Source organism: Streptomyces sp. NPDC088157 (assembly GCF_044741545.1).
GTDB lineage: Bacteria > Actinomycetota > Actinomycetes > Streptomycetales > Streptomycetaceae > Streptomyces.
This window is the reverse complement of sequence record NZ_JBIUSU010000022.1, coordinates 1-23,975: the sequence shown is the minus strand read 5'-3', so window position 1 is coordinate 23,975 and position 23,975 is coordinate 1. Positions and strand designations below refer to the sequence as shown.

The window sequence follows — 23,975 nt, the reverse complement described above, 5'->3', positions numbered from 1 at the left end:
TCGCTCCCCGTGCTCTGTCCGCTCCGCTGCCGCGCCCGAGTGAGGTGGTCTCCGATGGCAGTTCCTTCTTCCGCCCCTTCTCCCTCCGACCCCGACAAACCCCCCGGCGACCAGCCGACGCCCACCGAAGAGGGAAACTCCCGCGCCGGCCTGATGATGATCTGCGCCGCGGCCGCGGTGCTCCTGGCGCTCAACCTGTTCGGCGGCAACAACACGTCGTCCGGCGCCTCCAGTCCGCCGCACGCCCCGCCCGCCGCCGGGTCGGTTCCCGCGCCCTCGTCGACGTCCTCCCCGGCCGCCGGGGAGCCGGACGGCCGGGGCGCGATGGGCAAGCACCTGCCGCGTTCGAGGCCGGTTCGGCTGATCATTCCGAAGATCTCGGTCGACGCCCCCTTCACCGACCTCGCCATCGGCCCCGACGGCCGGCTGGAGCCGCCCCCCGCGAACGACGTCAACCTCGTCGGCTGGCACGCCAAGGGAGCCTCCCCCGGGGAGACGGGCACCTCGATCATCGCCGGGCACGTCGACACCAAGACGTCCCCCGCCGTCTTCGCGGGGCTCAGCGAGCTGGCGAAGGGCGACGGCTTCCAGGTCCTGCGGGCCGACGGCAGAAGGGCGTCCTTCCGGGTCGACAGCGTGGAGACCTTCGACAAGGCCGACTTTCCCAGCGAGCGGGTCTACAGCGACACCCGTGAGGCCCAGGTGCGGCTGATCACCTGTGCGGGGAACTACGACCGGCGGGTCAAGGACTACACGGACAACCTGGTCGTCTTCGCTCATCTCGTCTGACGGCCGGCCGCCCGGTCACCCACGTAGTTCATCCGAGTCGCGCACTCGCGGGGACGGGCACAGGATCGAGGAACGCTGACGTCGCATCACCGCGGCCGACGTTCACTTTCCCCTCCGCGAAGGAGATGTGCGCAGGATGACCACCACGTCCGAACGTGTTGCAGGTTCGCGGGCGCGACAGGCGTCGCAACGTGTCTCCCAGTCCGTGTTCGACGGTTCCCGGCTCCGAGTCGTCCTTCTGGTCGACGTCTACGACGGGGCCCAGCAGCAGTTCCTCGAGGCGTACGAGCAGCTCTGCAACCAGGTCGCGTCCGTCCCCGGACACGTCAGCGACCAGCTGTGCCAGTCGATCGAGAACCCCTCCCAGTGGCTCATCACCAGCGAATGGGAGAGTGCCCCGCCGTTCCTCGCCTGGGTCAACAGCGAGGAGCACGTGGCGATGGTGGAGCCGCTGCACAGCTGCGTGCGCGACACCCGCTCGCTGCGCTTCCACGTCGTCCGCGAGACCGGCGGTCCGGCGGCGAGCGCCGACCAGGCCAAGCGCCGGCTCCAGACGTCGCCCAGGATCGGCGACGGGGTGATCCGGCACGCGCTCACCTTCACCGTCAAGCCGGGCAGCGAGGAGATCGTCGCCAAGATCCTCGCCGACTACGCCTCACCCGAGCCGCAGGTCGACGACACCACGCGGCTCTGCCGCACCTCGCTGTTCATGCACGGCAACCGGGTGGTGCGGGCCATCGAGGTGCGGGGCGACCTGCTCTCCGCGCTGCGCCACGTCTCCCGGCAGCCCGAGGTGCGGGCCGTCGAGGAGGCCATCAACCCCCATCTGGAGCAGGACCGGGACCTCAACGATCCCGAGTCCGCCCGGGTCTTCTTCACCCGGGCCGCGCTGCCGGCCGTCCACCACGTGACGGCGGAGGAGCGGCAGAACCCGCAGGCCGAGCGGTACGCCCTGTACTACCCGGCCCGGCCGGACCGCGGCATGAAGCTCGCCGAGCTCCTCGCCCGGCAGGACGAGGCGGCGGCGGACGACCCGAGCAGCCCGGTTCTGCGCAGCACGATCTTCCAGCGCGACGACGTCGTCGTACGGCTGATCGACGTGCGCGGCGGACTCGAGGCCGCCGACCCGGTGCTGGCCCTCGGTCTGTCCGACCCCGGACAGGTGGCCGAGCTGACGACGCTTCAGGACGACGCCGCCGGCGCGTCCGCCTCGAAGGACGGCCGTCTCGCGCGCTTCCTCGAACTGGCGCGCATGGATCTCGTCACCGACCGTCGGTCGCCCGACGCCTGATTCGTCATCGGGTGGGAGGGGCGGTGCCCGCCCCTCCCACGCCGGTGCAGTACATCATCGGAGGAACGTCGTGATCACTTCCCGTCACAGAATCGTGGATCTCAGCGAGGTCGAGCCCAACACCCGGCGAGGCGGCGACCTGCGCGCCATGCTCACTCCGGCCACGGTGGGCGCCACCAGCGGTTTCATGGGCCTGGCCCTCATCCAGCCCGGCGACCGCATCGGTGAGCACTACCACCCGTACTCCGAGGAGTTCGTGTACGTCGTGTGCGGGCAGCTGGAGGTGGACCTGGACGGTGAGCCCCACCCGCTCCAGCCCGAGCAGGGGCTGCTGATCCCCCTCAACGTGCGCCACCGCTTCCGCAACGTCGGCAAGGTGGAGGCCCGGATGGTCTTCCACCTCGGCCCGCTGGCCCCGAGCCCGCCGCTGGGCCACGTCGACACCGAGGGCACCGACGCCGAGCCCGCGGTGGCCGGGGCCGAGGCGGCCGGGCGACGTCAGGTCCGGTCATGACGAGACGAGTGGCGGTCACCGGCATAGGCATCGTCGCCCCGGGCGGCATAGGCGTACCGGCCTTCTGGGCCCTCCTGGCGGCCGGACGCACGGCGACGCGGGCCATCACGTTCTTCGACCCGGCCGGTCTGCGTTCGCGGATCGCCGCCGAGTGCGACTTCGACCCGGCGGCCCACGGGCTGGACGCACGGGACGTCGAACGGTGCGACCGCTACATCCAGTTCGCCCTGGTCGCGGGCGACGAAGCGGTACGGGACGCCGGTCTCGACCTCGCCGCCGAGAACCCCTGGCGGGTCGGCGTCTCCCTGGGCACCGCGGTCGGCGGCACCACCCGGCTGGAGAAGGACTACGTCCTGGTCAGCCACCGAGGGCAGCGCTGGGACGTCGACCACCGCGAGGCCGCCCCGGACCTGCACCGCGCGTTCACGCCCAGCTCGCTCGCCTCGACGGTGGCGGAGCGGTTCGGGGCGCGCGGCCCGGTGCAGACCGTCTCCACGGGCTGCACCTCCGGACTCGACGCGGTCGGGTACGCCTTCCACACCGTGGAGGAGGGCCGGGCCGACATATGCATAGCCGGCGCCTCGGACTCGCCGATCTCCCCGATCACCATGGCGTGCTTCGACGCGATCAAGGCCACCTCCCCGAACAACGACGACCCGGCCCACGCCTCGCGTCCCTTCGACGCCGACCGCGACGGGTTCGTCATGGGCGAGGGCGGCGCCGTACTCGTCCTGGAGGAGCTCGAGCACGCCCGGGCCCGTGGGGCGCACGTGTACTGCGAACTCGGCGGGTACGCCACGTTCGGCAACGCCTACCACATGACCGGCCTGACCAGCGAGGGCCTGGAGATGGCCCGGGCCATCGAGGACGCCCTCGACCACGCCCGGCTCGACGCCACCGCGATCGACTACGTCAACGCGCACGGCTCGGGCACCAAGCAGAACGACCGCCATGAGACCGCCGCGGTGAAACGGGTCCTCGGCCCGCACGCCTACGACACCCCGATGAGCTCCATCAAGTCGATGGTGGGCCACTCGCTCGGCGCGATCGGAGCGATCGAACTCGTCGCCTGTGTGCTGGCCCTGGCCAACCAGGTGGTACCGCCGACCGCGAACTACGAGACCCCCGACCCCGAGTGCGACCTGGACTACGTCCCGCGCGTGGCCCGCGAGCGCAAGCTCTCCAGCGTGCTCTCGGTGGGCAGCGGGTTCGGCGGCTTCCAGTCCGCGGTGGTCATGAACCGGCCGAGGGAGAAGACACGATGAGCGAACCCCGTCCTCGGCGCGCGGCTGTCACGGGAATCGGCGTGGTCGCGCCCAACGGAGCCAGTACCGAGACCTTCTGGAAGTCCACCAGGGAGGGCATCAGCGTCCTGGACCGGGTCACCCGCGAGGGCTGTGAGCATCTGCCGCTGCGGGTGGCGGGCCAGGTACGCGACTTCGACCCGGCGGCCGCGATCGAGGAGCGCTTCCTGGTCCAGACGGACCGGTTCACGCACTTCGCGATGGCCGCGGCCGACCTCGCGCTGGACGACGCCCAGCTGCACCGGCCCGAGACCGACAGCGCGCCGTTCTCCGTGGGCGTGGTCACCGCGGCGGGTTCCGGCGGCGGCGAGTTCGGACAGCGCGAGCTCCAGCAGCTGTGGAGCAAGGGCAGCCGCTTCGTCGGCCCGTACCAGTCCATCGCCTGGTTCTACGCCGCCAGCACCGGTCAGATCTCCATCCGCCGCGGCTTCAAGGGGCCCTGCTCGGTCGTCGCCGCCGACGAGGCCGGCGGCCTGGACGCCCTCGCCCACGCGGCGCGGGCGGTGCGCCGCGGCACCGATGTGATCGTGGCCGGCGCGACCGAGGCGCCGATCGCCCCCTACTCGGTGGTCTGCCAGCTCGGCTACCAGGAACTCAGCACGGTCGACGACCCGACCCGCGCCTACCGCCCGTTCACGTCCGCGGCCTGCGGGTTCGTGCCCGCCGAGGGCGGCGCCATGCTCGTGGTGGAGGCGGAGGCCGCGGCCCGGGCACGGGGCGCGCGGGTGCGGGCCCACCTGGCCGGACACGCGGCGACCTTCACCGGAGCCTCCCGCTGGGAGGAGTCCCGGGAGGGGCTGGCCCAGGCCGTCCGGGGAGCCCTGGCGGAGGCCGACTGCGCCCCCGAGGAGATCGACGTGGTCTTCGCGGACGCCCTCGGCGTACCGGAGGCGGACCGCGCCGAGGCGCTGGCGATCGCCGACGCCCTCGGGGCCCATGGCACCCGCGTGCCCGTCACGGCGCCGAAGACCGGGATCGGCCGGGCATACTGCGCGGCGCCGCTGATGGACGTCGCGGCGGCGGTGCTCGCGATGGAGCACGGCGTGATCCCACCCACCCCCAACGTCTTCGACATCTGCCACGACCTCGATCTCGTCACCGGCCGGGCCCGTACCGCCGAGGTACGCACGGCACTGGTCCTGAGCCGGGGACTCATGGGGTCGAACTCGGCGCTGGTGCTGCGGCACGGCGCCACCGACGCCTCGTAACGAGGCGCCGCGGAGCAGTAGAGGAAGGGAATGGCATGACCGACCGCATCACTGTGGAAGAGCTGGCCGAACTCATGAAGAAGTCCGCCGGCGTCACCGTCGCCCCGGAGGAACTCCGCCGCGACGACACGGGCTTCGACCGCCTGGGCGTCGACTCCCTGGGACTGCTGGGCATCGTGGGCGAGCTGGAGAACCGTTACGGCACGCCGATGCCGCCCGACGCCGAACGCTCCAAGTCGCCCCGGCAGTTCCTCGACCTCGTCAACAGTGCCCTCCTGACAGGAGCGTGAGAGATGACCGGACACACGCAGAACGAGATCACCATCGCGGCGCCGCTGGACCTGGTCTGGGAGGTGACCAACGACCTGGAGAACTGGCCGCGGCTGTTCAGCGAGTACGCCTCGGTCGAGATCATCTCCCGGGAAGGGCGCAGGACGACCTTCCGGCTGACCATGCACCCGGACGAGAACGGCACCGTGTGGAGCTGGGTCTCGGAGCGCGAGCCGGACCGCGACAGGCTGACCGTCAAGGCCCGCCGGGTCGAGACGGGACCCTTCGCCCACATGGACATCCTCTGGCGGTACGAGGAGGTGGCGGCCGGCACGCGGATGGTCTGGACGCAGGACTTCGCGATGAAGCCGGACGCGCCCGTCGACGACGAGTGGATGACCGACAACATCAACCGGAACTCCAAGGTCCAGCTCGCCCTGATCCGGGACCGCATCGAGAAGACCGCCGCCGAGCGCGGCGCCACCCCCGGTCTGACCGACTGAGCCGGACGGAGACCAGCCCCATGCACCAAGCCCTGATCGTCGCCCGGATGGCCCCGGGATCGGCACCGGACATCGCCAAGGTGTTCGAGGAGTCCGACCGGGGAGAGCTGCCGCAGCTCGTCGGTGTCACCCGGCGCAGCCTGTTCCAGTTCGGCGACGTGTACATGCATCTGATCGAGTCCGAGCGCGACCCCGGACCCGCCATCGCCAGGATCACCGGGCACCCCGAGTTCCGGGACGTCAGCGAGCGGCTGGCCGCGTACGTCAGCGCGTACGACCCCGAGACCTGGCGTTCCCCGAAGGACGCCATGGCGCAGCGCTTCTACCTCTGGGAGCGCGAGCCGGCCGGCTGACCACCGCCGGCCGTCACCGGTCGCCGGGCCCGCGACGCTGCGGGCCCGGCGACCGGTGGTCCGTGGGAGGCGAGGGACTTCGGGATACGGGGACGCGCTCGGATCAGCCGGGCACGTGGCAGTCGAACGCGTGCAGATACGGGTTGACCGGACTGATGTCGTCGATGACCAGGCCCGCCTCGGTCAGCCGGTCCACCATGCTCTGAGTGGTGTGCTTGGCCCCGCCGACGTTGAGGAGCAGCAGCAGGTCCATCGCGGTGCTGAAACGCATCGAGGGCGAGTCGTCGACGAGGTTCTCGATGACCACGACCCGGGTCCCGGGGCCGCCCGCCTGACGGACGTTGCGCAGCGTGCGGGCGGTGCTCTCGTCGTCCCACTCCAGGATGTTCTTGATGACGTAGACGTCGGCCTTCACCGGGACGGCCGTCCGGACGTCGCCGGGCACCACACGCGCACGGTCCGCGAGGTCGCCGCCCGCGCGCAGCCGCGGCACCGCGTTCTCCACCACCCGGGGAAGGTCGAGCAGCGTCCCGTGCATCGCCGGGTACTTGTCCAGCAGGCTCGCCACCACGTGCCCCTGGCCGCCGCCGATGTCGGCGACCGACGCGCTCCCCGTCAGGTCGAGGAACTCGGCGACGTCCCGCGCCGACTGCACGCTGGAGGTCGTCATGGCGCGGTTGAAGACGTCGGCCGACTCCGGGGCGTCCTCGTTGAGGTAGGGGAAGAACTCCTTGCCGTACAGGCCCTCCACCACGTTGTTGCCGGTGCGCACCGCCTCGTCGAGCAGCGGCCAGGCGTCCCAGGTCCACGGCTCGGTGCACCACAGCGAGATGGCGCGCAGGCTGTTGGGGTCGTCCTCGCGCAGCAGCCGGGAGACGTCGGTGTGGGCGAACGTCCCGTCCGGCCGCTCGGCGAAGACGCCGTAGCAGGACAGGGCCCGCATCAGCCGTCGCAGCGGGCGGGGTTCGCTCTTCACCGCGGCCGCGATGTCCTCCACGGCCATGGGGCTGTCACCGAGGGCGTCGGCGACGCCCAGCCGGGCGGCCGCGCGGAGGGCGGCGGCGCAGGCCGCCCCGAACGCGAGTTCCCGCAGCCGCATGGACGGCGGTGGGGCTGACCGAGCGGTCGTCGTCATGTGTCGCCTTCCTTCTGGGAATTCGTGGAATTCAGCACAGGCCGGCGGGCTTCGACGACCGGCAGGAGTTGCCTGCGAAGGTGTTGCCCTTGCCGGTGTCCGTGTTGACCAGGTCCGCCGGGGAGTTGCCCCGCAGCAGGTTGTCGCTGATCCGGTTCCGGTCGCTGGTCGTGCCCACGAAGCTCTTGAACAGGACGATGCCGCCCGACAGCGGGGACTTGCCGACGTTGTCCTTGATCACGTTCCGGGTGACCAGGCTGTCCTCGGCGCCGGTCAGAACGATGCCGGAGCCCTGCAGGGCGTCCAGTCGGGCCGTCTTCGGGCAGGACTTGTTGTTGCGCTCGATGCGGTTCTCGCGCACGGTCACGAAGCCGGCCTTCGGCTTGTTCTCGTCGCCGACGACGAACACCGCGGCGCAGTTGCCCGTGAGGAGGTTGTCCGCGACGGTCAGGTTGCGCAGCCGGCGGACGGTGACGCCGATCCGGTTGCCCTCCAGCCGGTTGTGCTCGACCACCGTTCCCTCGGTGTCCGTGGCGCCCCGTTCCTCCTTCACCGTGTTGGCGAGGAAGAGGCCCGCGTCGCCGTTGTCCCGGGCGGTGTTGTCGCGGAACAGGCCGTGGACCGACTGCTCCGTGGCGATGCCCCACACCCCGTTCTTCACCGCGGTGACCCTGCGCACGGTCAGGCCGTCGGCCTGCGTGGCGTAGACCCCGGTCTTGGTGAAGCCGGTCACCGTGAGGGAGGCGATGGTCACGCCGTCGACGTTGTGGTCCTTCGTGCCCACGACGCAGATGCCGTTGCCGCTCGCGGCACAGCTGTTCGCGGTCCGCGCGGCGCTCGAACCGGTGGTCGGGGCGGTGCTGCCGGTGCTCGCGCCCGCGGCGGGCCGCAGGACCGTGCGGCGGCCCATGCCGCGCAGGGTGAGTCCGGGCGTGCGCACGTCGACGCTCTCGCGGAAGGTGCCGGCCGTCAGCTGTACTCTGTCGCCGGGCTTGGCGGCGTCCACCGCCCTCTGGATCGATTCCCCCGGGTGGACCACATGGACCGCGTGGTGGGCGACCGGCGGAGCGGCGCCGAGTCCCGTCCCGAGCAGCGCCGCAGTGCACGCCAGATATGCGATATGGCATTTGTTCATATTGTGGACGTTATGACCTGATGGTCCGAAAATAGCGAGATAGGCCATCCGGCGGCGTGTCCCCGACCACCCGCACGTCACGCACCCATCACGTCACGCACCCATCACGTCACGCACCCATCAGGGCATGCGGCCGCCACGTCCGGCGGCCGCACCGTGCGCCCCGGGCGGCGCGCTGCCCGCCGCCGTGGTGTCAGTCGGCAGAGGGGCGGCGGTCGCGCCGCGGCGCGCGCCGGGAGAGCCGTCGCGGGCGGCCGCCGGCGGTCGGTGGGGCTGCCGAGGCCGATGGGGCTGACGAAGTCGCTGGGGCTGACGAGGCCGACGGATCGTCGGCGGGACGCGTCCCGGCCGGCTCGTCCTGCCACGCCTCGTAGTCCGAGAAGGCGTCACCGTAGGCCTGGCCGCCCAAAGACGCCGAGGTGGCCGCGTACCGGGGCTCCGGGGCGGTCTTGAGCAGGGCCAGGGCCAGGGTGTCGGAGTCGGGCAGGGCGTTCGACGGGAGCTGGGTGACCGAGTCGGGCAGCATGACGAGGGACGTCGTACCGGACTCCTCGCCGGACGGGCGCAACTGGACGCGGATGCCGTGCCGTTCGGCGAGTCTGCCGACCACGAACAGCCCCATGTGCTGGGCGATGTCGACGTCGACGGTCGGCGGGTCGGCCAGCTTGTGGTTGATCGTCGCGAAGTCGTCCGCCTCCAGGCCGATGCCCTCGTCGTGGATCTCGATCATGATCTGGCCGTCGGGGAGCCGGGCGGCGGTCACCCGCACGTCCGAGAGCGGGGAGGAGAACACGGTGGCGTTCTCCAGCAGTTCGGCGAGCAGATGCACGAGGTCGGGCACGACCGGGCCGCTGATCCGGGTCTCCGGCATGCCGGACACCCGGATGCGCTCGTACTGCTCCACCTCCGAGGAGGCCGCGCGGACGACGTCCACCAGGGGCAGTGGCTGGTCCCACTGCTGGGCGGGCTTCTCGCCGCCGAGCACCAGGAGGTTCTCGCCGTTGCGGCGGACCCGGGTGGCGAGGTGGTCCAGTCTGAAGAGGTTCTCCAGTTGCTCCGGGTCGGTCTCGTTGTCCTCCAGGCTGGTGATGAGAGCCAGTTGCCGTTCGATGAGGGACTGGCCGCGGTGCGAGAGGTTGGTGAAGATCGCGTTGATGTTGCCCCGCAGCAGCGCCTGCTCGGCGGCGAGCCGGACGGCCTCGCGGTGGACGAGGTCGAAGGCGCGGGCGACCTCGCCGATCTCCTCGGTGGTGTCGATCGGGATCGGGACGACCCGGGTGTCCACTTCTCCGGAGCCGGGCTTGGACATCTGGTCGACGAGAGCGGGCAGCCGCCGGCCGGCGATCTCGATGGCGGCGGCGCTCAGCCGGCGCATACCGGTGCTCATCGTGCGGGCCACCCAGGAGGCCAGCAGGAAGGCCACGAGCACCGAGGCCAGCACGAGCGCCGCGTTGGTGACGGCGTCCCGGCGCGCGTCGTCGGCGATGTCGTGGGCGCTCGTGAGCGCGGCGTCGGTGAGGTTCACCTGGATGCCGCGGTAGGCGTCGAAGCCGAGGGTGGAGGCGGCGAAGAACGACTCGGGCGTGATGCCCCGCGCGGCCAGCTCCCCGGCCGGTTTCCCGCTGGCGATCTCGCCGATCATCTCGTCGATGCCGGGCGGGGCGACGAACGTCCGGCCCGCCGCCTCGGCCTGCGCGGCGGCCGCCGCGGTCTGCTGTCGGCCCCGCTCCTCGGCGGCGGCCAGCGCCTGCTGCAGCCGGGTCATGTCCTCGGTGGTGCCGGCCCCCGCGTACTCCTGGAGCCCCACGTTCTCCAGGTAGGCGTACGAGCGGAACGAGGCGAGCTGGGAGGCCAGCTCACCCTCGGCGAGCCCGTCGCGGTCCTCCACCAGCAGATGCGTGCCGATGGACCGGATCAGGGACTCGGCCGCCTGCGTCAGGGACACGGCGTAGAGGGTCCGGCCGAAGCTCGCCTGGTTGCTGCTGCCGAAGCCGAGCTCGTTCGAGAGCTCCATCAAGGGGTGCTGGACGGTGTGATAGCTCTCCTCCGTCCGTACTCCCGTCATCCGGGAGGTGAACGCGTTGGCCCGTACGGACGCCAACTGCGCCTCACCGGCGCGGACCAGTTGGACGCGCCGAAGGAGGCCGCTGGTCCTCGGCATCCGGGCGACGGCCGCGTCGAACACCCGCGCGTCCGCGTCGGTGATATTGCGGGCCTGGGCGACCGTGGCGGAGGCCTTCGCGTCCGTCACCAGGGGGATGACCGACAGATCGCGCTCGTTGATCGCGTCGCTCGCGTACTTGTTCGCCGCCTGCACCAGTTCGGCCACCCGGACCGCGTCGTCGGCGTCCTGCCAGGTGTCGACCGAACGTTTCACCCGTACGCCCCCGAGCACCAGGGCGACGAGCACGGGGATCAGCAGCACGGCCCGGAGCCGTCTGGCCACCGGCCAGTTGCGCGTGAAGGGCTTTCTTCGTCCCTCAGCCGCGGTGGAGTTGTTCGGCACTGTCGACCTATCGCCTGTGGAGCGCCTCGCGCGTGACGCGCCGGTACTCCTCACTACGACGCGCCGGTGCCACAGCGTTCAAAACTGGTGCAACTTTCACGTAAGCGATTTCGGTCACTTCCCCGCACCGGGCCCGTCCAGACGTCTTCACGGCGGATCAGGCCCGTCCGTGCGCCTCCTGGGAGCGTCGTGACAGCGAGTCGATGATCACCGCGGCGAAGAGCACCCCGCCCGTGATGACGAACTGCACGGCCGGGGGAGTGTCCGTGATGGCCATGCCCGAGGCGATCGACTGGATGACGAGCATGCCGAGCACGGCCGACCAGGTCGTGCCGCGCCCGCCGAACAGACTGGTGCCGCCGATCACGGCCGCCGCGATGGCGTTGACGAGCAGCACACCCGATCCCGAACTCTGGCTCACGGAGGTGATGCGCGAGGCCAGGAACAGGCCTCCGACGGCGGCCATCGTGCCCGAGGCCGCGAGCACCGCGGTCTGCACCCAGGTCACGCTGAGGCTGGCGCGGCGGGCCGCCTCGATGCTGCCGCCGAGCGCGTAGACCTGGCGTCCGTAGTGCGTGCGGCGGAGCACGATGTCGAGGCCGGCCACCACCACCAGGAAGATCAGCAGGGCGAGCGGCAGGCCCTGGAACCGGTTGAGCAGATAGGCGATGCCGAACGCGACCACCGCGAGTGCCCCGGCGCGCACCACGATGCCGCGCAGCGAACGGTGCGGCATACCGATGGCCATGCGCCGCCGCCGGTCGCGGTCGGCGACGAGGAAGACCGCGCCCGCGGCGAGCGCCGCCAGGCCGTAGGCGACGGCGTCGTCGGTGAAGTAGTAGCTGGTCAGCTTGGCGACCAGCCCGTTCTCGTCGAGGTTGACGGTGCCGCTGTCCCCGAGGACGGACAGCATGAGGCCGTTCCAGGTGAGCAGCCCGGCGAGGGTGATCACGAAGGCCGGCACCCGGGTCCTGGCGATGGAGTAGCCCTGGACGGTTCCCGCCACGGTGCCCGCCAGCACCGCGACGACGAGCGCGAGCCACTCCGGCGCCCCGTGGTTCACGTTCAGCACGGCGAAGACGGCCGCGGCGAGGCCGCTGATCGAGCCGACGGACAGGTCCAGCTCACCGAGCAGCAGCACGAAGACGATGCCGACCGCGATCAGCCCCGTGCCCACGATGTCCACGCTGAGATTGGACAGGTTGCGGGGCGAGAGGAAGTTCTGGTTGAGGGACTGGAAGGTGATCCAGACGACGGCCAGGACGAGGACGACGGGCAGCGAGCCGAGCTCACCGGCGCTCAGCTTGCGCCGGACGGCCGTCACCCCGCTGCGCACGGCACCGGTGACGGCCCGCGTGCCGGTCACCATCCCGCCTCCCGTGCGGCGGGCCGGCGGGGCGCGTTCTCCGTGGCGCCGGTGATGGACGAGATGATCTGCTCCTGGGACGCGGTGTTCACGTCGAAGAAGCCGTTGTTGCGGCCCAGGCGCAGCACCGCGGCGCGGTCCGCGAGAGCCTTCACGTCGCCCATGTTGTGGCTGATGAGCAGGACGCCCAGACCGCGGTCCCGCAGCTGGTCGATGAGGTCCAGGATCTCGGTGGTCTGCTCGAATCCCAGCGCGGCCGTCGGTTCGTCCAGCAGGAGGACGCGCGGCTCGCCGAGCAGTGAGCGGGCGATGGCGACGGTCTGCCGCTGACCGCTGGAGAGCGAGACGACCGGGCCGCGCAGATCGGGCAGACCCCTGGTCAGCCGTTCCAGCAGCTGTCTGGTGCGACGCTCCATCTCCATCTCGTCGAGGAACCCGAACCTGCGGATCTCCCGGCCGAGGAACAGGTTCCCGACGACGTCGAGGTTCCCGCACAGCGCGAGGTCCTGATAGACGGTGGCGATACCGAGGTCTCTGGCGTCGTGCGGGCGTCTGATCGGGACCGGACGGCCCTGCCACTCGATGACGCCCTTCTCGGCGGGGGTGACCCCGGAGATCACCTTCACCAGGGTGGACTTGCCGGCGCCGTTGTCCCCGAGCAGGGCGACGACCTGCCCGGAGTGGATCTCCAGCTCGATGTCCGTGAGGACCTCGACGACGCCGAAGCGCTTGCACACGCCGCGCAACGCCAGCAAGGGCGGATCCGGCACGGAAACCATCTCCTTCCCGAGGGCGGCGGGCCCATGCTGCGAAGTCCATGCTGCAAGGTCCATGCTGCGTCAGGTCGGGGCGGTGTGCAGGCGGTGCGGCGTCCGGTCGACGCGGGGCAGGGCCAGTCGGGCCAGTCGGGTCAGGCCGGTCGGGTCAGGCCGGTCGGGTCAGGTCGTCCGGTCAGGTGAGTCCGGCCCGGGCGCAGGCGGCCCGGAGCTCGGGAGTGCAGATCTGCCGGACGGTGTGCAGGCCGTCCTTGACCACCGTGTCCCCGATGTTGTCGGCGGTCACCGACACCGGGGTGAGCAGGACGGCGGCGACCGCGTCCCCGCCGCGCGTCGGCACCTGATCCGTGGCCACCTGGTCCAGGCTCTGCCCGCGGGCCGCGGCCACGGCCATGGCGCCGCCGGCGGCGGCCTCGGGCCCGAACGGCTTGGCGACGGTCATGTACTGCTCGCCGCCGAGGATGCGCCGCAGGGCCGAGAGCTCGGCGTCCTGCCCGGTGACCGGGGGCAGCGGGTCCACCTTGTTGGCCTTGAGAGCGGAGATGCTCCCGGCGGCGAGGCCGTCGTTGGCCGCGTAGACCCCGTCGATGGAGTCGACGCCGAGGGCCGCGATGGCCCCGGACATGTTCATGTGCGCGGTCTCCGTACGCCACTGGGGGGTGCCGTAGGCCTTGCCGATCTTCACCTGTCCGCCGAGCACGGACCGCGCGCCCTCCTCGAACTTCTTCGTGTTCGGGTCGCTGGGATCACCGTTCATCATGACGATCTGGGCCCCGGGCACCTTGTCGCCCATCGCCTTCAGCAGCGCCCGGGCCTGCAGCCGGCCGACCTCCACGCCGTCGAAGGAGACGTAGCCCGAGATGGGGCCCTCGGCGAGACGGTCGTAGGCGATGACGGGGATGTCCGCCTCGTCGGCCTTGGTGACCGTGGGGGCGAGCGAGCGGGCGTCCACGGCCACGAGAACGATGGCGTCGACGCCTTTGGTGATCATCGAGTCCATCTGCTCCTGCTGGAGGGCCACATCGCCCTTGGCGTTGGCGTGCTCGATCACGCAGCCGGCGCACAGCTCGCCGATCTTCTTCTCCAGCAGGGGCCTGTCCTGGGCCTCCCAGCGGGCCGTGGTGGCGTCCGGCAGCAGCAGACCGATGCTCGGCCGGCTCTGTTCGCCGGGGTCGTCGCCGGTGCTCGCCCCGCAGGCCGCCAGGACGACCGCGGTGGAGATCGCGGTCGCCGCGGCGGACATGTCCCGTATGCGGGCCTTCATGTGTGATACCTGCCGTAGACGACAATAAGGTGGATATGTTCGGTTGAGCCGTATATGCGATTCTGGTGCGTAGGTGCCCCGATCTCAACCTGTCGGCACCTGCGGCAGGACGGGAGGTACGGTGCGGACATGCCTCGATCGGGCCCTGACCTTCGCCGGAGCGACACTGGCAGCGGTCTACGCGCCCGGGGCCGGCACACAGGAACTCCGGTTGGTGGACACGTCCGGAAGCGGCTCTTCCGGATCGGTACCGCCGGAGCGTTTCCCCCTGTCCGGTGACTCACCCGCGGCGCGCGCCTTCCGTACCGACCGCCCCCTGTGGCTGACCTCCGGGGCCCCGCTGGGCGCACTGCCCCTCGGCAGCCAGGGCAGCCGGCTGGGCTGCCTCCTCGTCCTGGGCGCCTCGGCGGAAGGCTTCGAGATCGAGCAGCGCCGCTTCTGGGAGCGGTACGCCGACGCCGTCACCGCGCTCCTCCCGCCGGGCGCGGACCCGCCGGGACCGACACCGCTGCTGGCTCCCGCCCTGCGGAGTCTGCGCGTCGGCTTCTTCGTCCTCTCGCCGGACACCGGCCTGATCGAGGCCGACGACACCCTGCTCGAACTGGTCGGCATCACCCCCGACGACTTCGACGGCAAGGTCGACACCCTGCTCGCCCACGCCCTCCCGGAGGACATGCACGCCCTGATGTCGGTCCTCGAGGTGTCCACCGACCTCTTCGACCGACGGGACCTGGAGTTCCGGGTCCGCGGCCCCGGCGGTGAGATGCGCTGGCTGAGCCTGAGCTGCCGCGCCGAGGCGGACATCGACGACGGACCGCAACAGGTCCTGGGCGTGGTGACGGCCACCCCGGTACTGCGCCGCGGCGGCGACGACGTCTCCAGGATCCAGTGGCTGACGGCCGCCCTCGACGACGCCGCGACGGTCCGCGACGTCGGCCGGGTGGTCGTCGCCGCCCTGCGCGAGCCACTGGCCGCCGACCACGTGGCCGTCGCCGCGGTCCAGGACGACCGGGTGATGGTCACCGTCCTCGACCCGCCCCAGCCCAGCGCCTGGCCGCAGGTGTGGCGTACCGAGTGGCGCACGGAATGGCCCGACGCACCGCTGCGCGCCCTGCCCACCCTCCAGGCGGCCCTGCGGGACGGCCGGATGGACCTCTGGCCCGCCGGCACCCCTCTGGAGGCCGGTCTGGCCGGCATCGGCACCGGGGGACTGGCCGTCCTGCCGCTCCCCGCCAAGGGCCAGGTGGCCGGGGTGTGCCTGGTCGGCTGGGACCGGCCGCACGAGTTCGTGCCCGAGGAACGGTCCCTGCTCACCGCCACCGCCGCCCTGGTCGGCCAGGCCCTCAAGCGCGCCCACGCCCACGACGCCGAGCAGGAACTCGCGACGATGCTCCAGCGCAGCCTGCTGCCCCGGCGGCTGCCCGAACTGCCCGGCGGGACCGCCGTCGCCCGCTATCTGCCCGCCCGGCGCGGGCTGCAGGTGGGCGGCGACTGGTACGACGTCATCGCCCTCTCCGAGGACCGGGTGGCCCTGGTCATCGGGGACGTCCAGGGGCACAGCGCGGGCGCCGCGACGATCATGGGCCAGATGCGTACGGCGGTCCGTGCCTACGCCACCGAGGGCCACCCGCCCGACGTGGTCGTCTCGCACGCCAACCGGCTCCTCGTCGGCATGGAGACCGACCTGTTCGCCACCTGCTGCTACGCCGAACTCGACCTGGAGGAGGGCAACATCCTCTTCGTCCGGGCCGGCCACCTCGCACCCCTGCTGCGTCTTCCCGACGGCGCCACCGAGGAGGTCGAGGTGACGGGCGGCCCCCCGCTCGGCATCCTGGCCGAGGCGGACTTCCCCATGACGGCCGTCGAACTGGCCCCCGGCACGGTCCTCGCCCTGGTCACCGACGGTCTGGTCGAGGCCTCCGACCTGCCCCTGGACGAGGGCATGCGCCGCACGCGCGCCGCGCTCGCCGCGGCCGACCCCGCCGACCCGGGGAAGATGGCCGACGAACTCCTCGGCGACGCCGGCCGCCGGGAGGACGACGTCGCGCTGCTGCTGCTGCGCTACGACGGCATGAAGACCCGGCCGATCCGGGCCGGCTGGATGGTGTGGCGGCTGCCCGACGCCGTCATGCACGCCCGCCGCTTCACCGCGCGCACCCTGCGCCGCTGGATGGTCCAGGAGGCGGCCGACGCCGTCCTGCTGGTCGTCTCCGAACTCGTGACCAACGCCCTGGTGCACACCCAGGGGCCGGTCCGTCTCGACCTGATCCTGCGCGGGGAACGGGTGCGGGTCTGTGTCAGCGACTCCTCGCCGCGCGCGCCCGCCAAACCGGTGATCGTCGACTGGGAGGCGACCGGCGGCCGGGGTCTGCTGTTGGTCGAGGCGATGTCGGAGTCGTTCGGCTCGGTCCCGGTGGCCGGCGGCAAACAGGTCTGGAGCGAGATCGCCGTGCCGGAGGGAGCGCCGTGAGGACGCGTCGCAGGGCTGCCGTCGCGGTGCTCGCCGCGGCCCTCCTGACGACGCCCCTGGCCTCCTGCGGCGGAGACGACGAGGCGGCCGGCGAGGGCTTCACCGTCGGCCTGCTGCTGCCGAGCCGCGCGGTCCCGCGCTGGGAACACGCGGACCGGCCGCTGATCGAGGCGAAGGTGAGGAAGCTGTGTCCCGGCTGCCGGGTGGAGTACGCCAACGCGGAGAACGACGTCACCAGACAGCGTCAGCAGATGATCTCCATGGTCACCAAGGGGGCCAAGGTCCTCATCCTCGACGCCGCCGACACCCGGGCGGTGCGCTCCTCCATCCAGGAGGCGCGCCGGGCGGGTGTCCCGGTGATCGCCTACGACCGCCTCGCCGAGGGCCCGATCACCGGCTACGTCGGTTTCGACGGCCTCCAGGTCGGCAGGCTCCAGGGCAGGGCGCTCCTGAAGGCCATGGGACGGCACGCCGGGAAGGGGAACGTGGTCATGATGAACGGCGACCCGACCAGCCCGAACGCGGCGTCGTACCGGAAGGGCGCGATGTCCGAGCTCGCCGGCCAGGTGCGGATCGCCCGGTCCTACAACACCCTGGACTGGAGCACGCAGAACGCCCACACCAACATGTCCGCGGCGATCGCGGCCCTCGGCCCGGACCGGATCGACGGAGTCCTCGCGGCCAACGACAACATCGCCGCCGGCGCCATCGCCGCGCTCAAGAGCGCCGGCGTCACCGAATTCCCTCCCGTCACGGGCCAGGACGCGGACCTCGACGCCGTGCGGCGCATCGTCAAGGGGGAGCAGTACATGACGGTGTACAAGCCGTTCGAGAAGGAAGCGGCCGCGGTCGCCGCCATGGCGGTCGCCGTCGGGCGTGGCGAGGACCCCCGGGACAGCGCCACGACGACCACCGACAGCCCCACCGACAAACGCATCCCGTCGGTCCTGCTCCAGCCGAGCGCGGTGACGGCCCGGGACATCGGGCGGACCCTGGTCAAGGGCGGCTTGTACACCACCGGCCAGATCTGCCCGCCCGAGCTGCGGGCCGCCTGCGACCGGGCCGACCTCACCGGCGGACCCGGCCGGTGAGCGTACGAGCCGTACGAGCCGTACGAGGGCGTCAGGGTGCGAGCCGGCGAGCCGTCAGCGCTGGTACGGCTGCTGCTGCGGCTGCCCGTACGGCCGGCCGCCGACGCCGCCCTGCGCCGACAGCTGCTCCGCCTGCTCCTTGGTCAGCTTCTGTTCCGCGCCGCAGAACGTGCACTGCGTCGCGTACTTCGTCGAGACCGGGAACAGCGGCACGAAGAACAGCGTGAACTTCGTGACCCGCTTGCGCAGCGTGTGCGCGGCGGGGTTGCCGCAGCGGCCGCACACGAGCGTCAGTATCGCCAGCTGGTAGAGGTATCCCTTGGTGCCGAAGATGATCACGCTGTGCTTCTTTCTGAGTGAGTGCCGGTCTGGCTGGCTGTCCGTCCGCAATGGGTGGCTGTCCGGGCGAGTGTCCGGCCGGGCCGTCCGTCCGCACCGCACAGTCTGGTCCATCGCCGAGTCACCCGGGTGAGCGGCAGGCGGGTCCATGCCCTGGGCCACGCGGGCGATCCCCCGGCCACGACTGCCGCGGCCGGGGCCTGCCCACCGCCATGGTCGTCTGGCCGCCGCACAACGGCGTTTCCGACCTTCCTGCAAGAAAGGGTGCCATGCCCCGAGTCCCCCGTCCGGCGGGTATCACCGCCGTCGCCCTCGCCCTCGGCCTGCTCGCCACGGCCCCCGCCACGGGAGCCGAGCCGACCGTCTCCGATCCGCGCGTCGTCGCCCACTTCGACCTCGCCAAGGCCGAGTCACCGGAGAACATCGCGCTGGAGCCCGACGGATCCGCCGACCTGACCTTCTCCAGCGCCCGGAAGGTCGTCAACGTCACCCGGCAGGGCCGGACGCGGCTCCTCGCGACGCTGCCCGCGGTGGCGAAGCCGCACACACCGGTGGTCGGCGCGGCCGTCGTCCTCGGCATCGCCCGCGCGCAGAACGGCACCCTCTTCGTCAACTACGCCACCGGCACCAGCGCGACCGGCATCTGGCGCATTCCCGCCGGCGGCGGCAAGCCCCGGCAGATCGCCCAGTTGCCGCCGAACGGGTTCCCCAACGGCCTCGCCCTCGACGAACGCCGAGGCGTGCTCTACGCCGCCGACTCGGTGCTGGGTACCGTCTGGCGCGTCCCGCGCTCCGGCGGCACGCCCACCGCGTGGGCCACGGGAGCCGCGCTCGAGCCGCGCAACGCACCGCCCGCGGCCCGCGTCGGAGTCAACGGCCTCCGGCTCCACCGCGACGCCGTGTGGGTGTCCAACAGCAACGCAGGAACGTTGCTGCGGATCCGGGTGCGCGAGGGCGGCCGCGCCGCAGCGATCGAGACCCGGGCGACCGGCCTCTTCGCGATCGACGACTTCGGGTTCGTCGAGCGGCACCGGGACACGGCGCTCGCCGCCCTGACCGGCGGCAGCGAGGTCGCCCTGGTCCGCCCGGACGGCACCCACCGGGTCGTCCTCGACCGGCAGGACGGGCTGTCCAACCCGACCTCCGTGGCCGTACGCGGCCGGACCGCCTACATCCCCAGCGCGGCGTACTTCACCCAGCAGGACCCGAACCTGCTGCTGGCCCGCGTGCACCAACGCGCCCGCGACTAGCCGACCGGCTGCCGCACCGCGCGACCCCGTACCCGTCCTTGCGGGTACGGGGTCGCGCGGTGCGGCACGGGAGAGGGGGAGGGGCGCCTGGGCCGGATCGGGTCAGGCCGCCGGGTGCACCAGGCCGTACTCGTAGGCGAAGGCGACCGCCTGGACGCGGGCGCGGGCGCCGATCTTGGCGAGGATGTGGCTGACGTGGGATTTGACGGTGGTCGGGGCGATGGACAGCCGTGCGGCGATCTCCGCGTTGGACCAGCCTGAGGCGACGGCGACGAGGACGTCGCGTTCGCGCTCGGTGAAGGTGGCGAGTCCGATCGCCCGCTCGCCGGGGCGCGGGGCGCGCTCGTGGCGGACGGTCTCGATGAGCGCGCGGGTCAGTTCGGGGGTGATGACGGCGTCTCCGGCGGCCACGACGCGGATGGCCGCGGTCAGTTCGTGGGACGTGGCGTCCTTGAGGAGGAATCCGCCGGCGCCCGCCCGCAGGGCGGCGTAGGCGTATCCCTCGTGATCGGTCGAGGTCAGAACCAGGATCCGCGGCGGCTGCCCGCCCGACCCGGCGGGGCCCGGAAGCGCCGTGAGCCGTGACGGGTGCGCGATGCGGCGGATGGTCTCGATGTCGTCCGTCCCGGGGCGGTGGCTGCCCATCAGGACGACGTCGGGACGGAGCGTGGCGCTCATACGGACCGCTTCGGCCCCGCTCGCCGTGTCGCCCACGACGGTCAGATCGGGCTCGGCGGCCAGGAGCATGCGCAGACCGACGCGTTGGAGGGACTGGTCGTTGACGATGAGTACGGAGGCCATGGCGATCGTTCTCCATGCGAGTGGGGGCGTACGCCTCTCATGAACGAAACTGTTTCGTTCACTTGCTGGTCAGCGTAGCCCTCCGAGTCATCGAAACGGCAGCGTTTTCTTGTTGCTTGGGTCACATCTGCGAGGCCGAACCTGCAGCCGGGATGCGAGAGAACCGAGGCGAGCGGGCCGAAGCGGGCGGGCCGAAGCGGGAGGGCCGAGGCGAGCGGGCCGAAGCGGGAGGGTCGAAGCGAGCGGGCCGAGGCGAGCGGGTCGAACGGGAGGGCCGGAATCCTCCGAGGCCGGCCCTCCCCTCCGCGTTGCGCGTGCTCGCTACGGGACAGCCCTTAGGCCCAGCAGCCGTTCACGGTCGCCGCGAGGCCGTCCATGGCGTCCTTGATGTCGTTCGGGTTGGCCGTGGAGTTGTTCTCGATGAAGGAGAACACCTTCCACTTGCCGTCCTTGCCCTGCGTGAGACCGCTCAGGGCGATGGCCCCGGTGAGGGTGCCGGTCTTCGCGTGCACCTTGCCGACCGCGCACTTGGAGTTCACGTCGTCGAAGCGGCCCCACTCCGGGCCGAGAGTGCTGCCGGCCTCGCCGGAGACGGGCAGCCCGTCGAGAATGGAGCGCAGGGTGGCGGAGTAACGGGATTCCGTCAGCAGTTCGAGAATTTCCGCGAGCGTGGCGGCCGGAATGCGGTTGGCCCGCGAAAGGCCGCTGCCGTCGTGGATCTCGAAGTTGTCCAGGGATACGCCGTACCGAACGCTCAGCACCTGGCGCACGACTTCCGTACCGCCCTCGAAGGTGGCCGGCCGGCCCGCGCCGAGCGCGGTCATCCGCAGCAGGGTCTCGGCGATGTTGTTGTCGCTGACCTTGATCATCTTGTGGACGATGTCCGACAGCGGTGCCGACTGGTGCCGGCCCACCGGCACGTCGCCCGGGCTCGCCTTGGCCCGGGTCACGGCGCCGTCGACGGTGACCCCGGCCGCGGTGAGCCGCTGGGCGAAGACCTGGCCGGCGTCGATCGAGGTGTCCTGGACGCCGTGCCCGTCGACGACCAGTGCGCGCACCGGGGCCACGGAGTCGGGGTAGTAGCCGGAGTTCCAGCCGTTGGCCAGGGTCGGTTCGCCGAAGAGGCTGTCGTCCACGGCGACCTTCACCGACGTCAGCCCCGCCGACTTGAGCCCGGCGACCGCGGTGCTCGCCAGTTCGGCGAGGTCGGCGCTGGTCAGGGTGCGGTCGCCGCCCCCGATCACGGTCAGGGTGCCGTTGCCGTACACGACCCGCGTGGTGAACCTGTGGTTCGGGCCGAGGACGGTCAGAGCGGCGGTGGCCGTGGCGAGCTTGGTGTTGGACGCCGGCATCAGCGCGGTCGCGCCGTTGTGGTCCCACAGAGTGGCGTCCGACTCGGAGTCGAGGACCACGCCGCTGACCGTGGAACCCAGTCTCTGGTCGAGGACACGGGCCTCGAGGTTGGTGACCATCTGCTGGTCGTCCGTGTCGAGAGTCCGGCCCGCCGGCGTGTCCTTGGCCGTCGTGCCGATGCCCTTTTCGGCGGCGAACGCCGACGGCCCGGCCAGGGCCGCCGACGTGACGGGGAGGGCCAGAGCGAGCACGAGGGCCCGCCGGACGCCGGTACCGCTCTGCTTGGCCCTGCGGTGACGGCGTCGGCCGCCCGGGACAAAGGAGTGCACGGGAGGTTCCGCCGTTATGTCGTTCATGGAGTATCTCAAGGCTTTCGTGTGGGGGCGCTGCGCGAGAGAATTCCGGCGCACCTTATCACCCGTCACATCCGACCCACAGGTAACGAAGTCGGTAACTGACGACCGTTCAACAAGGCGGAATTCCCCGCGCATTCACACCGGACTCACACCGAATTCAGAGCCCCGACGACCCCAGGCTCGTCGTGTAGGCGCACTCCGTGTAGATGTAGCCCGACTCGAGCTTGGCCGTGTCCGAGGCGGGAGTGTCCGTGCTGTCGCCCTTGGGCTTGTGCAGGAAGTACGTGGTGCCGACCGGCAGGCTGATGGTGCGCTGCGGATAGTTCTTGCCGCTGGCGCTGCACGGTTCGAAAGACGGGTTGAGGGTGCTGCTGAAGGAGTACGCCTTGCAGCTGCCGCACCCCTTGAGGGTGAAGCTGCCGGTGACCGGACCCGTGTAGAGGACCGTGACCTCGTCGGGGCTGTCGTTCTGCACGGTGACCGAGATGCTGCCGCCGGTGCGGTTCGTCGGCAGCTTCTTGCCCGCGGCCGGCACGGTCTGGGCGACCTCCGCCGCTATCGCGATCTTCTTCGCCAGGGCCGCGTTCTTGGCGGTCTTGTGGGCGGAGGCGTAATCGGTCATGGTCGTCTGCGCCGACTCGAAGTCGCCGTCGCGGTACTGGTCCACGCCGCAGGTGTACGCGCCGGTGTCGGCGCTGCCGGTGGCCCGTCGGGCGTCCTTGTCGAGAGCTGCGCCGGCGTCGGCCTGCCCGGCGTCCAGACCGTCGATCTGTGAGCCGAGCGTGCTCAGCCGCTGGACCGCCGAGCAGGGATCGGCCCCGCCCAGCTCCTTCTCCGTGCGGACGACGGCGGCGGCCACGGCCGGTTCGACCTTCGCGGCCTGCTCCGACTCGGGGAAGGTGGACAGCAGCTCCCCGTACTGCGACGCCCAGGTGGCCTCGCCGGCCGTGAGCGCCGTCGAGGCGCACTCGTACAGCGAGGTGGCCAGGCGGTCGTCGGGCCAGGTCTTCAGCGCTCCGAGGTCCGTCCCGGGCAGGCTCTTCGGAACCGTGCGCAGATACTTCAGCGGCTCCACCGCCTGGCAGTACTCGCCCTGCGCATAGGTGGCTCCGACCGTCGTGTAGAAGGTCTTCATCCGTGCGGGCACCCGCTCGGCCGCCCGGGAGCCGGGGTGGTCGGAGCTGAGGTCCGCGTAGGCCGTCAGGGCCTTGCGGTAGTCGGCCTGGGCCGAGTTGAACGGCTGGTCACCGGCGGCCTGCACCAGCCGGTCGGCCTCGTCGAGCCGGTCGAGCAGCATCTGCTGGGTCGCTTCGTCCCGCGCGTTGTCGTACAGCACGACGCCCCCGGCCGGCACGACGAGCAGGAGCAGTCCGAGGCCGAGCGCGAGCGGCGCACGCCGGAGTCCCGCAAGCGGGGTGCGCAGGCCCACGCGCGCACCGTGCGCCGCCACCGCGGCGAGGAACACGCAGTACAGGACGAGGGCGAGGCCCGGCACACCGTCCGGGTCGGCCGGCAGCGCCACCAGCAGCAGGACGGCGGTGGCGGTCCAGCACAGCGCCATGAGGACCCAGCGGCGCACCAGTGCGTAACCCAGACCCAGACCACTGAGGTTGAGCACGGCCACCGCGACGGCCCGTGCGCCGTCGGCAGGGCCCGGCGGGGGAGCCGGTGGAGCCGGTGGCATGGGCGGGACGTAGTAGAAGGTGTTGTGGTCGGTGTCGTTGTATCTGCCGTACTGGTCCCCCGACATGGCGGCTCCCCCCGGTCAACTGCGCCCGCACATCTACAATTTGTCAGTGTACGGGCGCTGGGGACGGGCGGACAGGGGTGAAGTGGTCTCTGCAGTCGTTCTGTGACAGGAGGGGCTCGGCCCGGCAGCGCACCGGGTGGGCGGAAAGGCG

The 23,975-nt window shown here is 71.5% G+C and carries 21 protein-coding genes; 11 read left to right on the top strand and 10 right to left on the bottom strand.

All coding sequences use genetic code 11. The annotated features are described in order from the left end of the window. Window positions 1-54 precede the first annotated feature (54 nt). From ACIPFH_RS42940 to ACIPFH_RS42905, 8 genes are all read left to right on the top strand, one after another. Window positions 55-789 carry a class F sortase gene (locus tag ACIPFH_RS42940; protein ID WP_401835578.1) on the top strand — a complete coding sequence of 245 codons (735 nt, stop codon included), beginning with the start codon at window positions 55-57 and terminating at the stop codon, window positions 787-789. A gap of 136 nt (window positions 790-925) precedes the next feature. After that, window positions 926-2,080 carry a SchA/CurD-like domain-containing protein gene (locus ACIPFH_RS42935; RefSeq protein WP_356259964.1) on the top strand — a complete coding sequence of 385 codons (1,155 nt, stop codon included), beginning with the start codon at window positions 926-928 and terminating at the stop codon, window positions 2,078-2,080. A gap of 94 nt (window positions 2,081-2,174) precedes the next feature. Beyond that, on the top strand, window positions 2,175-2,594 hold the full coding sequence (locus ACIPFH_RS42930; protein WP_401835579.1) for a cupin domain-containing protein: 420 nt from the start codon (window positions 2,175-2,177) through the stop codon (window positions 2,592-2,594). Continuing rightward, window positions 2,591-3,859, top strand: a complete 1,269-nt coding sequence (locus ACIPFH_RS42925) for a beta-ketoacyl-[acyl-carrier-protein] synthase family protein (protein ID WP_356259970.1) — start codon at window positions 2,591-2,593, stop codon at window positions 3,857-3,859. The genes ACIPFH_RS42930 and ACIPFH_RS42925 overlap by 4 nt, the downstream gene beginning before the upstream one ends. Beyond that, window positions 3,856-5,106, top strand: coding sequence for a beta-ketoacyl synthase N-terminal-like domain-containing protein (locus ACIPFH_RS42920; protein ID WP_401835575.1), 1,251 nt, complete (start codon window positions 3,856-3,858; stop codon window positions 5,104-5,106). Before ACIPFH_RS42925 ends, ACIPFH_RS42920 begins: the two co-directional genes overlap by 4 nt. A 35-nt stretch (window positions 5,107-5,141) precedes the next feature. Next, window positions 5,142-5,396 (top strand): acyl carrier protein, encoded by a 255-nt coding sequence (locus tag ACIPFH_RS42915; RefSeq protein ID WP_054240493.1) that lies wholly within the window; start codon window positions 5,142-5,144, stop codon window positions 5,394-5,396. A gap of 3 nt (window positions 5,397-5,399) precedes the next feature. Then, window positions 5,400-5,879, top strand: coding sequence for an SRPBCC family protein (locus ACIPFH_RS42910; protein WP_401835572.1), 480 nt, complete (start codon window positions 5,400-5,402; stop codon window positions 5,877-5,879). 20 nt (window positions 5,880-5,899) lie between these two features. Further along, a complete protein-coding gene (locus tag ACIPFH_RS42905) occupies window positions 5,900-6,232 on the top strand; it encodes a TcmI family type II polyketide cyclase (RefSeq protein ID WP_328483327.1) in 333 nt (110 codons plus the stop codon). Window positions 6,233-6,335: 103 nt separating this feature from the next. Here ACIPFH_RS42905 and ACIPFH_RS42900 read toward each other — a convergent pair whose 3' ends face one another. The 6 genes from ACIPFH_RS42900 to ACIPFH_RS42875 form a co-directional block, all read right to left on the bottom strand. Continuing rightward, window positions 6,336-7,367 (bottom strand): methyltransferase, encoded by a 1,032-nt coding sequence (locus ACIPFH_RS42900; RefSeq protein WP_359130065.1) that lies wholly within the window; start codon window positions 7,365-7,367, stop codon window positions 6,336-6,338. Window positions 7,368-7,398: 31 nt separating this feature from the next. Continuing rightward, a complete protein-coding gene (locus tag ACIPFH_RS42895; protein WP_401835569.1) occupies window positions 7,399-8,502 on the bottom strand; it encodes a nitrous oxide reductase family maturation protein NosD in 1,104 nt (367 codons plus the stop codon). 193 nt (window positions 8,503-8,695) lie between these two features. Continuing rightward, window positions 8,696-10,948, bottom strand: a complete 2,253-nt coding sequence (locus ACIPFH_RS42890) for a nitrate- and nitrite sensing domain-containing protein (protein ID WP_401835568.1) — start codon at window positions 10,946-10,948, stop codon at window positions 8,696-8,698. Window positions 10,949-11,165: 217 nt separating this feature from the next. Next, window positions 11,166-12,377, bottom strand: coding sequence for a sugar ABC transporter permease (locus ACIPFH_RS42885; protein WP_401835566.1), 1,212 nt, complete (start codon window positions 12,375-12,377; stop codon window positions 11,166-11,168). Further along, window positions 12,371-13,153 carry an ATP-binding cassette domain-containing protein gene (locus tag ACIPFH_RS42880; RefSeq protein WP_401835564.1) on the bottom strand — a complete coding sequence of 261 codons (783 nt, stop codon included), beginning with the start codon at window positions 13,151-13,153 and terminating at the stop codon, window positions 12,371-12,373. Before ACIPFH_RS42880 ends, ACIPFH_RS42885 begins: the two co-directional genes overlap by 7 nt. A gap of 172 nt (window positions 13,154-13,325) precedes the next feature. Next, window positions 13,326-14,414 carry a substrate-binding domain-containing protein gene (locus ACIPFH_RS42875; RefSeq protein WP_401835561.1) on the bottom strand — a complete coding sequence of 363 codons (1,089 nt, stop codon included), beginning with the start codon at window positions 14,412-14,414 and terminating at the stop codon, window positions 13,326-13,328. 121 nt (window positions 14,415-14,535) lie between these two features. Between ACIPFH_RS42875 and ACIPFH_RS42870 the strand changes: the two genes are divergently transcribed. Together ACIPFH_RS42870 and ACIPFH_RS42865 are read left to right on the top strand one after the other, a co-directional pair. Further along, window positions 14,536-16,884, top strand: coding sequence for a SpoIIE family protein phosphatase (locus ACIPFH_RS42870; protein WP_401835559.1), 2,349 nt, complete (start codon window positions 14,536-14,538; stop codon window positions 16,882-16,884). Next, window positions 16,881-17,975 carry a sugar ABC transporter substrate-binding protein gene (locus tag ACIPFH_RS42865; protein ID WP_401835557.1) on the top strand — a complete coding sequence of 365 codons (1,095 nt, stop codon included), beginning with the start codon at window positions 16,881-16,883 and terminating at the stop codon, window positions 17,973-17,975. The genes ACIPFH_RS42870 and ACIPFH_RS42865 overlap by 4 nt, the downstream gene beginning before the upstream one ends. A gap of 54 nt (window positions 17,976-18,029) precedes the next feature. On the opposite strand, the gene ACIPFH_RS42860 is transcribed toward ACIPFH_RS42865, so the two are convergent. Continuing rightward, window positions 18,030-18,314 (bottom strand): zinc-ribbon domain-containing protein, encoded by a 285-nt coding sequence (locus ACIPFH_RS42860; RefSeq protein WP_401835554.1) that lies wholly within the window; start codon window positions 18,312-18,314, stop codon window positions 18,030-18,032. Between the two features lie 269 nt (window positions 18,315-18,583). Between ACIPFH_RS42860 and ACIPFH_RS42855 the strand changes: the two genes are divergently transcribed. Then, on the top strand, window positions 18,584-19,564 hold the full coding sequence (locus ACIPFH_RS42855; RefSeq protein ID WP_401835552.1) for a hypothetical protein: 981 nt from the start codon (window positions 18,584-18,586) through the stop codon (window positions 19,562-19,564). A gap of 102 nt (window positions 19,565-19,666) precedes the next feature. Here ACIPFH_RS42855 and ACIPFH_RS42850 read toward each other — a convergent pair whose 3' ends face one another. The 3 genes from ACIPFH_RS42850 to ACIPFH_RS42840 all read right to left on the bottom strand — a co-directional run bounded on the left by ACIPFH_RS42850 (window position 19,667) and on the right by ACIPFH_RS42840 (window position 23,824). Then, window positions 19,667-20,365 carry a LuxR C-terminal-related transcriptional regulator gene (locus tag ACIPFH_RS42850; RefSeq protein ID WP_401835550.1) on the bottom strand — a complete coding sequence of 233 codons (699 nt, stop codon included), beginning with the start codon at window positions 20,363-20,365 and terminating at the stop codon, window positions 19,667-19,669. 335 nt (window positions 20,366-20,700) lie between these two features. Then, the gene (gene dacB / locus ACIPFH_RS42845; RefSeq protein WP_401835547.1) at window positions 20,701-22,074 is read right to left on the bottom strand and encodes a D-alanyl-D-alanine carboxypeptidase/D-alanyl-D-alanine-endopeptidase; all 1,374 of its coding nucleotides are present in this window, start codon (window positions 22,072-22,074) and stop codon (window positions 20,701-20,703) included. Window positions 22,075-22,231: 157 nt separating this feature from the next. After that, on the bottom strand, window positions 22,232-23,824 hold the full coding sequence (locus tag ACIPFH_RS42840; protein ID WP_401835545.1) for a hypothetical protein: 1,593 nt from the start codon (window positions 23,822-23,824) through the stop codon (window positions 22,232-22,234). Window positions 23,825-23,975 lie beyond the last annotated feature (151 nt).